The sequence below is a fragment of the Collinsella sp. LCP21S3_C7 genome, from assembly GCF_052118485.1.
In the GTDB taxonomy this organism is placed as follows: Bacteria; Actinomycetota; Coriobacteriia; order Coriobacteriales; family Coriobacteriaceae; genus Collinsella.
In genome coordinates this window covers 163,469-178,404 of the sequence record NZ_JBQKHC010000002.1, presented here as the reverse complement: position 1 = coordinate 178,404, position 14,936 = coordinate 163,469, and the positions used below count along the sequence as shown (strand labels likewise).

Sequence of the window (14,936 nt, the reverse complement as noted above, 5' to 3'; positions counted from 1 at the left end):
TGCTCACGTATTTCCCGTTCGTTTCGCGCCCGTTGCCGTGCCGTTTCCAAGATTGCGGCACCGTTTCCATTCGACAACGCAGCGTTTAACAACGCCGTATCTGGTCTACACCAGTTGCCCCTCGGCCGCATTATGGGCGCCGACAACGTTCATGCGATCAAGGGGGAGCGAATGTACGATACGGGATCGACAACGTTTATGCTCATCTGCACCATGCTCGTGTTTTTAATGACACCGGGTCTGGCATTTTTCTATGGCGGCCTGTCCAGGCGCAAAAATGTCATCAACACCATGCTTATGTGCTTTGGCGCCATTGGTCTGGTTGGTGTGCTGTGGATTGTTGCCGGCTGGTCGCTGGCCTACGGCGGCGACGGCTCGAGCCCGTTTATTGGAGGCCTTGACCAGCTGCTGTGCTTGCCGGTGCTCAACCAGGTACTGCAGGCGGTCGAGGGCAATGCTGCGGACGGTGCCGTCTACCCTCAAATCATCAACATCACCTTCCAAATGGCGTTTGCCATGATCACGGCTGCTATCGTCACGGGCAGCCTGGCCGGCCGCGTTAAGTTTGGTGCCATGACGGCCTTCCTGGGCATTTGGCTGCTCGTGGTCTATGCGCCGCTCGCCCACATGGTCTGGGGCGGTGAGGGTTCCTTTATCGGCGACATCATCGGCGCGCTCGACTTTGCGGGCGGCGACGTGGTGCACATCTCGTCCGGTCTGACGGGCCTGATTCTCTGTTTAATGCTTGGCCGTCGTCGCGGCTTTGGCATGGTGAGCTACCGCCCGCATAACGTGCCGTTTGTGGCGCTGGGCGCCGGCCTGTTTTGGTTTGGCTGGTTTGGCTTTAACGGCGGCAGCGAGTTTAAGGCCGACGCCGTGGCGGCGCTCGCCATCCTCAACACCGTGACGGCCAGCGCGGCGGGCATGGTCTCGTGGCTTGTCGTCGAGCGCGTGCATACCGGTCGCCCCACGCTGGTGGGTGCCAGCACCGGTCTGGTTGCGGGCCTTGTGGTGGTCACGCCGGGTGCGGGCTTTGTCGAGCCGTGGGCAGCGCTGGTCATGGGCCTGATCGTATCACCTGTCTGCTACCTGGCTATCAGCCATCTTAAGACCAAGTTTGGCTACGACGATGCGCTCGACGCGTTTGGCTGCCACGGCATCGGCGGCATCTTGGGCGGCGTGCTCACGGGCCTGTTCTGCGTGCCGGAGCTCTCGTGGACCGGTAAGGGCGGCCTGTTCTACACGGGCGACGTGTCGCTGCTCATCTCGCAGATTTTGGGCATTGTGGTGACGGTCGCTCTTGTACTGGTGCTCGACTTGGTGATCGCTGCGGTGGTCAAGGCGCTGTTCCGCGGCAGCCTGCGCGTGGACGAGGCAGACGAGGCGCTGGGCCTGGATGCGAGTCAGCACGGCGAGAGCGCGTATCCCTCCTTCTCGGGACTTGACTAGTGGCACGGCTTTCCCAGGCACCCGACCTTGCCCCTCAAGCCGTCGCTTGCGTACCGAAGTACGCGGCGCTCCTCTTTCGGGGCAATCTCGGGCACCTGGAAAACCCGTGCCACATGAATGAGCGGTTCATTTCTTTATTAAAGAAAAGAGAGGAATTCACTATGAAGAAGATTACGGCGATCGTTCGTGCCGAGAAGCTTGAGGTTCTCAAAGACGCGCTGTTTGCTGCCGATGTTCGTGGCATGACCATCAACCAGGTGCAGGGCTGCGGTGCGCAGCATGGCTGGAAGGAATACGTGCGCGGCAACGAGTTGCTTGTCAACACGATCCCTAAGGTGCAGTTCACCCTTATCTGCGCCGATGAGCATGTCGACGGAATTGTCGACATCATCTGCAACGCCGCCCGCACCGGTGCCGTTGGAGACGGCAAGATCTGGGTCGAGCCGGTCGAGGAAGTTATCCGCATCCGCACCGGCGAACACGGCCCCGCCGCGGTGTAGAATCGACCGCCTGACGGGTGTGCCTCTCTTGGGGCGCGCCCGTTCTCGTCTACAATATCGTGCAGACGAAGGAGAGGCATGTCCATGATCAAGATGTTTGCGAGTGACTTAGACGGAACGCTGTTGAACGCCCTGCACGAGGCAGACGGGACCATTCGCCGTGCCATTCGCGAGCTGACCGAGGCTGGCCTGCATGTGGTTCCCGCGACCGGGCGCTCGACGCTGCCGATCGGCGAGCATGGCTTTACAGGTCTGGCACTCGACGCCTGCTGCTCCAACGGATCCATCGTACGCAACAGCCATGGCGAGGTGCTCAAGACCTGGACCATCGACCCGCAGGTTACCGAGGAGCTGCTCAGGGCGTTCCCGGACATTTGCTTCGACTGCTCCACGCCCGATGGCATGTTCTCGAGCGGATCGTTCGAGATGCACCAGGCGGGCTTTAAAAAGGACAGTCCTATCAGGCGCATCGTGATGCGCGGCATGCGTGCACGTGGGGGGTATCACGAGGATCAATATTTCGACCAGTCGATCGGTGACATCCTGCGCCATGACGTATGCAAGATCAATTGTCGCGTGACCTCGCCCGAGCTGGAGCGCGACCTTAAGGCGTATTTGGCCGAGCGCTCGGACCGCGTGGTCAACGCGCCGTTCGATCCGGTGATGTTTGAGATCACGGACGTGGCGTGCAACAAGGGTGAGAGCGTGGCCTGGTTGGCGGGCTACTACGGCATTGCCGAGGACGAGGTCGCGGTTTACGGTGACGGCGGCAACGACATCGCCATGCTCAAGCGCTTCCGCCACAGTTACGCGACCAAAAACGGCAGCGATGCCGCCAAGGCCGCCGCGAGCGCGACCATCGGCAGTTGTATGGCCCATGCCGTCCCCAAACACATGCTCGCCACCATGCGCAAGCAAAACTCCCGCACCATCATCGAATAATGTGACAAAGGGACTGCCGCTTTGTCACATCCCAAATATTGCCTTTACGTGTTGATACACACGGTGTGCAATAATACTCGCACTGTGCAATAGCGCACAGGCTGAGTAACAAGGAGGACGCTTGTCCCAGCTCGAGAAATGCGATCGCCGGTCCCTTCGCTCACAGCGTGCCCTTCGCCAGGCACTTGCCAGCGAGCTTGCCGAAAGCGGCGACCTTTCGCGCATTAACGTCGCGTCGCTCACCGAGCGCGCCGGCCTTACGCGCCGTACGTTCTATTCGCATTACCGCGATATCCCCGACTTTATCAATCAAATCGAGGACGGCTTGCTGGCCGAGATCCGTGAGCGTATTGAGCTCATCACCGCAGCTCGGCTGCCCGATCTCTATCACAACATCGATGAGCTCGAGCCGGCGCCCGGTTCGGTTGAGCTACTGCGTTATCTTGCGGCCAACCGCGACTTGATCGGTGCGCTGCTGGGTCCGGGCGGCGACCAGGCCTTCATTAAAAGGATTATCGACACCGCGCGTGAGGCTGTGGTGCCGCGTGCACAGACGGGCATTTTGGGCCTGGCGCTGGGCACGTTCTTTGACTACTACGTCACCTACGTCGTGAGTGCCGAGGTCGGCATGATTCAGCGCTGGTTTGAGCGTGGGCTCACCGAATCGCCCGAGGCCATGGCGCGCATGATGACGGTGCTCGCTTTTGTGCGCCCTGGTGACCTGTATGGCCAACCCATCGATATCAACGTGCCGGAGTACGGCATGAAGCTATTGAACTTGCAGCTCGAGGACGCGGCCGACACCCCCGCAACCGTCGAGTCCAACAACTAAGAGGAGAGACAATGAGCAAACTCGTCGAGGGCATCAAGGACCGTATGGTCGCTGCCGCGCGTGAGGCCGCGCCCACCGTGGTGGACGCCGCGCAGAAGGCCGCGACCGCGGCTGCCGAGAAAGTTGCCGAGGCAGTTGCCGATGCCAAGAACTCGGTAGGGGAGACGTCCGTCGCTAGCGAGCCCGCCACCGCCGCCGAGCCCGCAGCCGCCGCCCACGCCCCCGAAGGCGCAATCTTCAACCCCGAGGCCGCCCACGGCAACCTGCACCTGGGCATCGATGTGGGCTCCACCACCGTCAAGCTCGCCGTGCTCAACGACGACAACCAGATCGTCTACGCCAAGTACCAGCGCCACCACACCGACGTCCGCGCCTGCGCCCGCGACTTGTTCGAGGGCGCCGCGACTGTGCTGCCGACGGCCCAAATGACCTGCGCCATTACCGGCTCGGGCGGCCTGCTGCTGTCCCAGTGGCTCGACCTGGAGTTTGTCCAGGAGGTCATCGCCAGCAAACGCGCCGTCGAGACCCTCATCCCGGCCACCGATGTTGCCATCGAGCTGGGCGGCGAGGACGCCAAGATCATCTACTTCGATAACGGCATCGAGCAGCGCATGAACGGCACCTGCGCCGGCGGCACGGGCGCGTTCATCGACCAGATGGCAACCCTGCTGCACACCGACGCCAGTGGCCTTAACGAGCTCGCGGCCAACGCCACCACCATCTATCCCATCGCCAGCCGCTGCGGCGTTTTTGCCAAGACCGACGTCCAGCCGCTGCTCAACGAGGGCGCCCGCCCCGAGGACGTGGCCGCCTCCATCTTCCAGGCCGTCGTGACCCAGACCATCTCGGGCCTGGCGTGCGGCCGTCCCATCCGCGGTAACGTCGCCTTCCTGGGCGGCCCGCTGCAGTATCTCTCCGAGCTGCGCCATCGCTTCTACCTCACGCTCAACCTGGACGAGGAGCACCGCATCGTGCCCCAAAATGCTCACCTGTTTGTGGCGAGCGGTGCCGCCATGGCGCACGAGTCCAATAAGCTCAGCACGTTCCCGCAGCTCATCGAGGCCATCGATGCCCTGGGTGACACACAGGGCGCCGAGGTCGAGCGTCTGGATCCGCTCTTTGCCACCGACGAGGACTTTGCCGAGTTCAAGACCCGCCACGACACCGAGGTCGTCCCCAAGGGCAAGCTCGAAGGCTACACCGGTCGCGTGTTCATCGGTATCGACGCCGGTTCCACCACCATGAAGGCCGCGCTTGTGGGTGAGGACGGCCAGTTGCTGCATACCTGGTACGGCAACAACAACGGTGACATCCTGGGTACGGCCAAGGTCATCATGGCCGATTTCTATAACCACATCCCCGCCGGCTGCACCATCGGCCACGTGACCACCACGGGTTACGGCGAGGCGCTGCTCATCGAGGCCCTCAAGGCCGATTCCGGCGAGATCGAGACCGTCGCGCACCTGCGCGGCGCCAAGGCATTCCTGCCCGGCGTCGAGTTTATCCTGGACATCGGCGGTCAGGACATGAAGTGCCTGCGCGTAAAGGACGGCGTCATCGAGCACATCATGCTCAACGAGGCCTGCTCGTCGGGTTGCGGTAGCTTTATCGAGAGCTTCGCCGTCTCTATGAACATGGACGTGCGCGCGTTCGCCGACGCCGCCATCCATGCCAAGGCTCCGGTGGACCTGGGCAGTCGCTGCACGGTCTTTATGAATTCGCGTGTTAAGCAGGCGCAAAAGGAAGGTGCCACGGTGGGCGACATCGCGGCCGGCCTGTCCTATTCCGTCATTAAGAATGCCCTGTTCAAGGTCATTAAGCTGCGCGATCCCAAGGAGATCGGAAGCCAGGTGATCGTCCAGGGCGGCACCTTTATGTCCGATGCCACGCTGCGCGCGTTTGAGCAGCTCACCGGCGTTCACGCCGTACGTCCCGACATCGCCGGCTGCATGGGCGCCTATGGTGCGGCCTTGCTCGCCCGCGATCGCGCTGGCGCCGACGGCACCTCGACCATCCTTTCGGCCGAGGACATCGCGCACCTCACTGTGACGCAAAAGCACGTCCGCTGCGGCCGTTGCTCCAACAACTGCCAGCTCACCGTCAACGACTTTGGCGGCGGCAGGCGCTTCATTACCGGCAACCGCTGCGAGAAGGGCGCCGGCCACAAAAAGCAAAAGACCGAGGCCCCTAACCTCTTCAAAAAGAAAAACGAGTTGCTCTTTAATCGCGAGGTGCTGAGCCCCGACGAGGCCCCGCGCGGCACCGTGGGTATCCCGCGCGCACTCAACATGTACGAGAACTACCCCTTCTGGCACGCGTTCTTTACGCGCTTGGGCTTTAGCGTGCAGCTGTCCGACCAGTCGAGCAAGAAGACCTACCAGGCGGGCATCGAGTCCATGCCGTCCGAGAGCGTGTGCTATCCGGCCAAGATGAGCCACGGCCACGTGATGAACCTTATCGACCGCGATGTCGACTTTATCTGGATGCCGTGCGTGCGCTGGGAGCGCAAGGAGGATCCGACGGCTGGCAATTGCTATAACTGCCCCATCGTCATGAGCTACCCCACGGCGCTGGCACTCAATATCGACGAGATCCGTGAGCAGAACATCGAGTTCCTGTACCCGTTTGTGCCCTATCACGACAAGACCGAGCTCAAGCGCCGTCTGTACCAGGTGCTCGCCGTCGACCGCGTGGCCGATTCGCAAGCCGGTCGCGGTCGCGTGCGCGGTCCCAAGATCACGCGCTCCGAGGTCGATGCCGCCGTCAACGCTGCCTTTGAGGCCGATGCGCGCTTCCACGAGGACATCCAGACCATGGGCGAGGAGGCCCTTAAGTGGGTCGAGGACCATGGCGGTCACGGCATCGTGCTCGCCGGTCGCCCCTACCACAACGACCCCGAGATCAACCACGCCCTGCCCGAGCTTATCTCGAGCTTTGGCTTTGCGGTCTTTACCGAGGATTCGCTTGCGCACCTGGTGAAGCCCGAGCGCCCCATCCGCGTCGTCGACCAGTGGATGTACCACAGCCGCCTGTACGCCGTCGCCCGTTTTGTGACGATGCGCAACGACCTGGACCTGATCCAGCTCAACTCTTTCGGCTGCGGCCTGGACGCTCTGACTACCGATCAGGTGCAGGAGATTCTGGAGGCCAGCGGCAAGATCTACACCGTGCTCAAGATCGACGAGGTGTCCAACCTGGGCGCCGCGCGCATCCGCATCCGCTCGCTCATGGCCGCGCTTAAGGACCAGGAGGCCGAGCGCTTGGCCGAGGCCGCGGCCGCGGGCGAGACCTACGAGCAGGGCGATGCCGCGCCGGTGGCTCCCTCCACGGATGCCCCCGCATTCGCGAGCCGCAAGTACACGTTCGAGGCTCAGCGCGAGAGCGCATCGACCGCGTGGCCCAAGGTGCCCTTTACCGAGCAGATGCGCGAGGAGGGCTACACCATCCTGTGCCCGCAGATGGCGCCGATCCACTTTGACCTGGTCAAAGAGGTGTTCCGCGGTGCCGGCTACAACTTGGAGCTGCTGCCCTCGACCGATCACGACGCCGTCGAGGCCGGCCTGCGCTATGTGAACAATGACATTTGCTATCCGTCCATTTTGGTGACCGGCCAGATTATGGAGGCCATCGAGAGCGGCCGGTACGACCTGTCCAAGACGGCCGTGGTTATCAGCCAGACCGGCGGCGGCTGCCGTGCCACCAACTACATCGCACTCATCCGCAAGGCCCTGCGCGAGAGCGGCCACCCCGAGATTCCGGTGATCTCGCTTTCGGCGGTGGCGCTCGGTGAGGACAACCCCGGCTTTAAGATTACGCCGGCGCTGCTTAAGCAGGCAGTCTACGCGGTGCTCTTTGGCGACGTGATGATGCAGATGCTTTATCGCTGTCGTCCATACGAGGCTACGCCCGGTGCCGCCAACGCACTCTACGAGGAGTACATGGCGCGCGCCCGCAAGCTGGCGCCCAAGTTCAACCGCCACAACTACACCAAGCTGTGCCGCGAGGCCATCCGCGCGTTCGACACCATGCCGCTCGTGGGTGAGGGCACCAAGCCGCGCGTGGGCGTGGTCGGCGAGATCTTGGTCAAGTTCCACCCCACAGCCAACAACCACGTGGTCGACGTTATCGAGCGCGAGGGCTGCGAGGCCGTGGTGCCGGGCCTGCTCGACTTCTTCCTGTACTCCATGAGCAACGCCGAGCTGCAGAAGGATGAGCTCGGAAGCTCTGCAACCACGCGCGCTGGTATGCAGGCGCTCATCAAGCTCGTGGACTGGATGCGTACGCCGGTGGAAGAGCTGCTCCAAAAGTCCCGCCGCTTTGAGGCGCCCGAGCGCATCGGCACCATGGCGGACAAGGCCCGTACGGTGCTTTCGGTGTGCAACAACATGGGTGAAGGCTGGCTGCTCACGGCCGAGATGCTCGACCTGATTGACCATGGCGCGCCCAACATCATCTGCACGCAGCCCTTTGCGTGCCTGCCTAACCACGTGGTGGGCAAGGCCGTGATCAAGGAGCTGCGCCGTCGGCACCCCGAGAGCAACATTGTCGCAGTGGACTACGACCCCGGCGCGTCCGAGGTCAACCAGCTCAACCGCATTAAGCTCATGATCAGCGTGGCCAAGGAAAACATGCGCGCCGGTAAGGGCTTTAAGCTCGAGAAGGTGGCGCCGCTCGCGATGGACGAGGTCACCGGCCAGATGCATGCCCATGATGGCTGCGTGAGCTGTGGCTCGGTCAGCGAGGAGGCCGTTGCATCGGTCGCCAAGCGTCTGGGACGTGGCATTAAGAAGTAGTTGGCCTGCTATGTGCTAGATATGAGACAAACGGGTGGTAGCCGTATCGGCTACCACCCGTTTTTGCTGGACGTATGCTGCGTAAACGCCCCAACTATCACCTCTTCCGAAAGCTACGTGTCAGTGGCACCAAAAATCGCCCTTGGAACCCTGAGATAATGAACATATGTAGTCGTTCGCCGCAAAATACCGTCCGTTTATGGAACCCACCTCTAGCGCGCGTCATCCTTACGGTTGAATAAATACACATCCATGGAATTACGTAAGAGAGGACTGTTCCTATGAGCTACAAGACCGTTTGTGTTGCCGGTGGCGGCGTGTTGGGAAGCCAGATTGCCTTTCAGGCTGCCTACTGCGGCTTCGATGTGACGATCTGGCTGCGCAGCGAGGGCAGCATCGGCCGCACTCAGCCCAAGATCGATCATGTGCGCGAGGAGTACATCGCGGCTATCGAGGGCATGGCGGACGGCACGGGCGAGTGGTGTGCCGGTATCGCCGATAGCGACCAGCCCTTCGATAAGGAGGCGGCGCTCGCCGCCGTCGAGCGTGCCTACTCCACACTCAAGCTAGAGCTCGATCTTGCCAAGGCAGTGGCCGACGCCGATCTGGTTATCGAGTCGATGGCCGAGGACACCCAGGCAAAGATCGACTTCTACAAGAAGCTCGCCCCGGTTCTCCCGCAAAAGACCGTTGTCGTGACGAACTCCTCCACGCTGCTGCCGAGCACCTTTGCCAAGTACACCGGCCGCCCCGAGAAGTACCTGTCGCTGCACTTTGCCAACTCCATCTGGAAGAACAACATGACCGAGGTCATGGCTCAGGACCAGACAGACAAGCGCTATTTCGATGAGCTCGTCGACTTTGCCAGCGACATCCGTATGCTTGCCCTGCCCGTCAACAAGGAAAAGAACGGCTATCTGCTCAATTCCATGCTGGTACCGTGGCTGCTTTCGGGCCTTGATCTGTACGTCTCGGGCGTCAGCGACCCCAAGAGCATCGACCTCGCATGGACGCGCGGCACTGGCGCGCCCAAGGGCCCGTTCCGCGTGTTCGACACCGTGGGCATCCAGACGGCCTACAACATCGTCATGCAGTATCAGAAGGTGCCGGGCTTGGTGAGCCCGCTGCTCAAAAAGATGATGATGCCCTACAACTTTAAGGCTATGGCATCCGTCCTCAAGCAGATGCTCGACGAAGGCAAGCTGGGCGAAAGCTCGGGTGAGGGCTTCTTCAAGTACTAAAAAGATTCCTCGGCAACATTGAGAAACGTATCATTTGCAGTGTCAGTGCGCCGCAGCGCCGCTCGGCAACGGGACAATCCGCTTTATGCGCCAACGCGAACTTGTCGACTTTGCCGCGGACTGGATCGAGCACCATCGCGGCCGCCCCGATTGATCACTTGGGAGCGGAAGGGTTGCGGATTCCCTTCGCGCCCCGCGTTTCCGTATCGCTACAAGCTTAAACTTGCATTAAGGGGCGTTTGTTAAACTGCGAGTCATAATTAGACAGGGCTGGGCAAACGCCGTGGTATATGAGGGAACAACAATGGTATTCAAAGACGTTAACGATATGGAATTGAGTGACAAGGACAGCAGACTGTTTTCGCGTCGAGCGGCTCTTGCGGGCGCGGCGGGCGCGCTGGCGCTTGCCGGGACAGGGCTCATGGGCTGCTCGGTCGGCGGAGCCGGCACGGGCGCCGCATCTACTGCGAGCAACGAGCTCACTGACGAGCAAAAGAAACTCCACAAGCAGATTGTCGCGACCTACGACGTCGAGAAGCAGGCGGCCATCAAGGAGCGGCTCGATGCCGAGTACGCTGACGGCGGCTACAACGAGACCACTCCGTTTATCGCGCAGGATCCCTTTGGCACCGATACCCTGAGCTGCTACGTTCGCTTTGCGACAACGGATTCCGTAACCGTCTCCTACAAGGTCGCCGGCCGCAAAAAGACTGGCGACACGCCCAAGGTCGCCGCGTTTTCCCATACGCCCCACGGCGGTGACGCGCCGGCCATGGAACACGAGTTCAAGGTCATCGGCCTCATTCCCAACCACAAAAACACGGTAACTATCACTTGCACGGCACAAGATGGTATCAGCCGCACCTCGACGTTCACGGTCAAGACGCCGGCTCTCAAAGGCGAGGAAGAAGAGCAGCTCGCCGTCACGTCGGGGGAGTCCAATACGCCGCTTGCCGATGGTCTCTTTACCATCTTGGGCAACGACTCGTCCAAGCTCGACTTTATGTACCTCTACGACAACGACGGCCAGATTCGCGGCGAGGTGCCGATTGTCGGCTACCGCAGCCACCGCCTGCTGTTCCCGGGCGACGGCAGCATGATCATGAGCGTCTCGACTACCAAGATGGCCCAGATCAACGCCATCGGCCAGGTGGTAAACGTCTGGAGCACGGGCGACTACGAGCTACACCACGACTACGCTTTCGATGACGATGGCAACCTGCTGGTGCTGGCGAGTCACGCCGGCTCCGAAGCCGATTTGGACGTCGATCGCGCGGCTGCCAAAAAAGATAAGGATGATCGCGTTAATGTAGAGGACCTCATCATTAAGGTCGACATAACAACAGGTGACGTCTCTCTCGTCGTGGACCTGGGCGATATATTCCCCGACCTCAAGGCAAGCGCCAAGGTTGCCTCGGACGGCGACCTGGATTGGATTCACATCAACACGATTCAGTGGCTCGGCGGCGGCACCGTTTTTCTCAGCTCGCGCGAGACCTCAACGGTCATCAAGCTCACGGATATCTACGGTACGCCTTCGGTCGATTGGCTTATGGGCTCGCCAGAGTTTTGGGCCGGCTCGGGCTTTGAGGACAAGTTGCTGCAGGCTCAAGGCGATTTTTCGCTCAACGCAGGCCAGCATAGTGTGACCTATCTGCCAAACGACGAGACGACCGCGACTGGTCGCTACCAGGTGCTGCTATACGACAACAACTTTGGTGCTGCCGAGAGCTATCCCAAGTTCGACTGGGGCCAGCTGGGCGCTGCGGTAGTGACCGACTACAGCAAGGGAACGCATTCGTTTGGGCGCATTTTTACGGTGGACGAGACCGCGCGCACCTACGAGCTTGTGGATCAGATCGCAGTGCCGTTCTCAGGTTACGTAAGTAGTGCGCAGCGCGTCGGCGATTCGAATAGCATGCTCGTGGCATCGGGCATAGCCAAGACCTTTGCCGAGTACGATCGCTATGGACTGCCCATTGCCACGTACGAGATGGAAGCCGAGAAGTACATCTACCGCGTGTACAAGTACGAGCTGTAGCGCTGCGCTTGGCTGTGCCTGTGCCCCGCGGCTGCGCGCGCTCGTACCGGGCCTACCTCACGTTCCGCATCACTTCACGTCAAACTCCACGCGATCGAGTTCGGGTACGTTGAGGTCGATGAGCTTGCGGGCAACACGGCGGTCGTGCGCCCCGAGCGTCTCGCTTGTCGTTACGCGAGCGACAGTCTGGCGCTCGACAACGCCCTCCTTGTCGCCCTCGGTAGCCGAGGTCTCGACGGCGACGGTGTAATCCTTAAAGCCCGGCAGCACCGCCGCAAGTTCGCGCGTGGTTTCAGTGACGCCGTAGCCGTCTTGCACGCCGGCCTGCGCCGAGCCAATAGACCCCGCCGTCATAATAATGCAGGGGATGGCAAAGATCACCGTGCCTACGATGATGCGGCGGCGCACCTTGCGTGATAGCTCGTTGACCTCGGCGTTTTCTTCAGCAGTCACAATACCGTCGCCGTTCAGGTCGCGCTTGAGCGGCACGCGCAAAAGAAGCAGCACGGCTTCGGCAGCCAGTGCGATAAAGACCACGTTGATGCCAAACTCATAAAGCGCCGAGAGAAACAGTGACCCGCTTGCAATGGCGATGCCATAGCCCGCCGCGCACAGGGGCGGCATGAGCGCGGTCGCCACGGCCACGCCGGCGATAAGCGTGGCAGGTTCCTGGTCACGCGAGTTGCCCAGCCCGCCCGCAAAGCCGCCCGCGAGCGCGACAGCAAGGTCCCACACAGTGGGCGTCGAGTTGTCGATGATGGCGGCCGTGGTGGTGCCAAGGGGCGAGAGCTTAAAATACAGCGTGGACGTGATCAGACAAAAGGACATCTGTAGCGCGAGGCCGGCGACGGCCTCGACGGCAATCTCGCGGTCGAGCGTGGCGATGCCATATGCCATGGCAAGGACCGACCCCATGAGTGGGCAGATGAGCATGGCGCCCACGATGGCAATGTCCGAGTCGATATCGAGGCCGATGCTCGCGATGAGCATGGCGATGATGAGGATGCATAAGTGCGAGCCGGTCAGCCGCGCCCCGTTTACAAAGCGCTTGCGAATCACGTGATAGGGTGCGCGACCCTCGCGAATGTTGAATGCGCGCTTTAGGAAGCGGCCGGTGTTCTCCAGGGCTTCACTATGGGCAGGTCGAATGCCGTGGCGCCGGTGATGGCGTTTGCGTAGTCGCTTGATCTGTTGTTTGTCGAGTTCCATTTCCACCTCGTATTGCCGCAGGAACGCGGGTGCGCTCGCAGCATGTACTCTACACCGTGGCGGGCGGGGAGGTCATCTTGACGTGAAACTTAGACGAGCAGGTAAGGGGGACGTCAAATGCGGTTGCGGCCGAGTGTTTCGACAGATACAGAGCACGGGGCCGGATGGTCTCCGACCCTGCGCTCTGTACGGGTACGTTGTTGTTGGGTTTAGGCCAGCAGACTCAGGCCGACGGAGACAAACGCCAGGATAACGCCAACGACGGACTCGCCTCCCAGCAGGCCGCTGGCGACGACCAGGCCCTGCTCCTGGAAGGCAGCATCCTTGGAAGCCTTCTCTTTGCCCGAAAGACCGGCGGCGTCGCGGTGTGCGGCCCACTTGTCGTAGGCGAGCTTGACGCAGGAGCCCAAGAAGGCCGTGAGCGACATGTAGAACGGCAGGTACACGCCCAGACCGATCATCATGGCCGGAATGCCGAGCCAATACATGACGATGCCGGCGATAAAACCGCCTGCGAACCACGGCACACTCGGGATGCCCGAGACCATGGTGGCGACTACGCTTGCCTGCGCGGCCACAAAGCTCTTGTCGGGACCAAAGGCGTCCGGACCATAGGCGGTGACGAGCGCGACCATGACGGCGGCAGCGACCAGTGCGCCCACGATGCCGCCGATGGCCTGGCCGATCCACTGTGCGCGCGGGTTGGTGCCCAGCACGGCGCCGGCCTTAAAGTCGTTCATGACGTCGCCCGCAAGGCCGCACGCCACGGCCACGATGCCGGCGATAAAGAACAGCTTGACCTGCGCAAGCTGCGCGAAGGCCGCTACGATGAGCATGACGATGAGGCCAAAGATTTCCATGGGGTCGATACCCGTCTGGCCGCAGCTCTGCGCACTCATGATGGTGGTGACAAAGGTGAACAGCGTGACGATGACGGCTGGGACGGGGCCAAGGTCGAGCGCGATGGCGATGATCACGGCGATGGCGGCGGTGCCCAGGCCGATGATGCCGGCGTCGAGCTTAAGCGAGCCCGAGATGAGCGACTGCTCGTCGGTGTCGGTGGAGCTGTCGGCGGCAAGACCGCGAACGATACCGGCGACCTGCGGCAGGATGTCTTTAAGGACGACGGCGACGCCAAAGCCCATCATAAGGCCCATACCTAAGGACTTGACGATACCCTGCGCGGTCACAATATCGAACAGGCCGGCAGCGGTGCCGCCGACGATAATGCCAAAGTTGCCCAGCAGCGCGCCGGCAAACCAGAAGGCGACGGGGGCAAAGCCCACCAAAAAGCCGATGGACAGCAACATGGGCGAGTTGTAGATGGCAAAGGTCACGCCGGGGATATTGAGCGTGCACAGCATGCTGGGCACCACGCCCAGGGCGTCGCGCAGCACGCTATAGATGCCTGCGATGGCCATGGAGCCAAAGAGCTGCTTGCCGGTCTTGCCGCCGGCCTCGGTAGCACGCAGGGTCTGGGCTGCGGCGTTGCCGGTGGGAAACTCCAGCGCGGCGTCCACGATAAAGTGACGGTGGATGAGCGCCGTTGCCAGAAGGCCCAAAATGGTGCCGGCGAGCGCCACGATAAACATGTCGAGCCAGCTGATCTGGTCGGCATAGCCCAGCATCCAGGCGCCCGGGATGGTAAACGCCAGGCCGCCGGCGACCATGGCACCCGCGGACATGATGGTGTGGGTAACGTTGGCCTCGTTGAGGCTGGCATTGCCCATGAGCTTAAGGAAGAACAACGAGATGACGGCAGCGAAAATGATCGGCCAGGGGAGGGCGCCCATCTTGAGGGCCGTGTAGGCCGAGCTTGCCGTGATAATCACGCAGCCAAGGACGCCGATGACGACGCCGCGCAGCGTGAGTTGACCGCGCATAGAGGTGCGGTTCGAGGGATTGCCCATATAGAACTCCTTTGCGTAT

At 61.5% G+C, this 14,936-nt stretch carries 9 protein-coding genes; 7 read left to right on the top strand and 2 right to left on the bottom strand.

Annotated features, from left to right (window positions below):
- Positions 1–171: 171 nt before the first annotated feature.
- The 7 genes from ACTQ1E_RS02115 (at position 172) to ACTQ1E_RS02085 (ending at position 11,798) form a co-directional block, all read left to right on the top strand.
- On the top strand, positions 172–1,449 hold the full coding sequence (locus ACTQ1E_RS02115; protein WP_441564488.1) for an ammonium transporter: 1,278 nt from the start codon (positions 172–174) through the stop codon (positions 1,447–1,449).
- 161 nt (positions 1,450–1,610) lie between these two features.
- Positions 1,611–1,949, top strand: coding sequence for a P-II family nitrogen regulator (locus ACTQ1E_RS02110; protein ID WP_117629936.1), 339 nt, complete (start codon positions 1,611–1,613; stop codon positions 1,947–1,949).
- Between the two features lie 78 nt (positions 1,950–2,027).
- Complete coding sequence (locus ACTQ1E_RS02105) at positions 2,028–2,891, top strand: HAD-IIB family hydrolase (protein WP_441564486.1); 864 nt, start codon at positions 2,028–2,030, stop codon at positions 2,889–2,891.
- Between the two features lie 121 nt (positions 2,892–3,012).
- Complete coding sequence (locus ACTQ1E_RS02100) at positions 3,013–3,723, top strand: TetR/AcrR family transcriptional regulator (RefSeq protein ID WP_427728052.1); 711 nt, start codon at positions 3,013–3,015, stop codon at positions 3,721–3,723.
- A gap of 11 nt (positions 3,724–3,734) precedes the next feature.
- The gene (locus ACTQ1E_RS02095) at positions 3,735–8,516 is read left to right on the top strand and encodes an acyl-CoA dehydratase activase-related protein (protein ID WP_441564485.1); all 4,782 of its coding nucleotides are present in this window, start codon (positions 3,735–3,737) and stop codon (positions 8,514–8,516) included.
- 281 nt (positions 8,517–8,797) lie between these two features.
- A complete protein-coding gene (locus tag ACTQ1E_RS02090; protein ID WP_154514839.1) occupies positions 8,798–9,757 on the top strand; it encodes a 3-hydroxyacyl-CoA dehydrogenase in 960 nt (319 codons plus the stop codon).
- 304 nt (positions 9,758–10,061) lie between these two features.
- Positions 10,062–11,798: an aryl-sulfate sulfotransferase gene (locus ACTQ1E_RS02085; protein WP_441564484.1), complete on the top strand. Its 1,737-nt coding sequence runs from the start codon at positions 10,062–10,064 to the stop codon at positions 11,796–11,798.
- A 69-nt stretch (positions 11,799–11,867) separates the two neighbouring features.
- Here the strand turns inward: ACTQ1E_RS02085 and ACTQ1E_RS02080 are convergent, their stop codons facing one another.
- Together ACTQ1E_RS02080 and ACTQ1E_RS02075 are read right to left on the bottom strand one after the other, a co-directional pair.
- Entirely contained in the window at positions 11,868–13,007 is a 1,140-nt protein-coding gene (locus tag ACTQ1E_RS02080; RefSeq protein WP_441564483.1) for a DUF389 domain-containing protein, read from the bottom strand.
- 209 nt (positions 13,008–13,216) lie between these two features.
- Positions 13,217–14,917, bottom strand: a complete 1,701-nt coding sequence (locus ACTQ1E_RS02075; RefSeq protein WP_441564482.1) for an OPT/YSL family transporter — start codon at positions 14,915–14,917, stop codon at positions 13,217–13,219.
- Between the last annotated feature and the right edge of the window lie 19 nt (positions 14,918–14,936).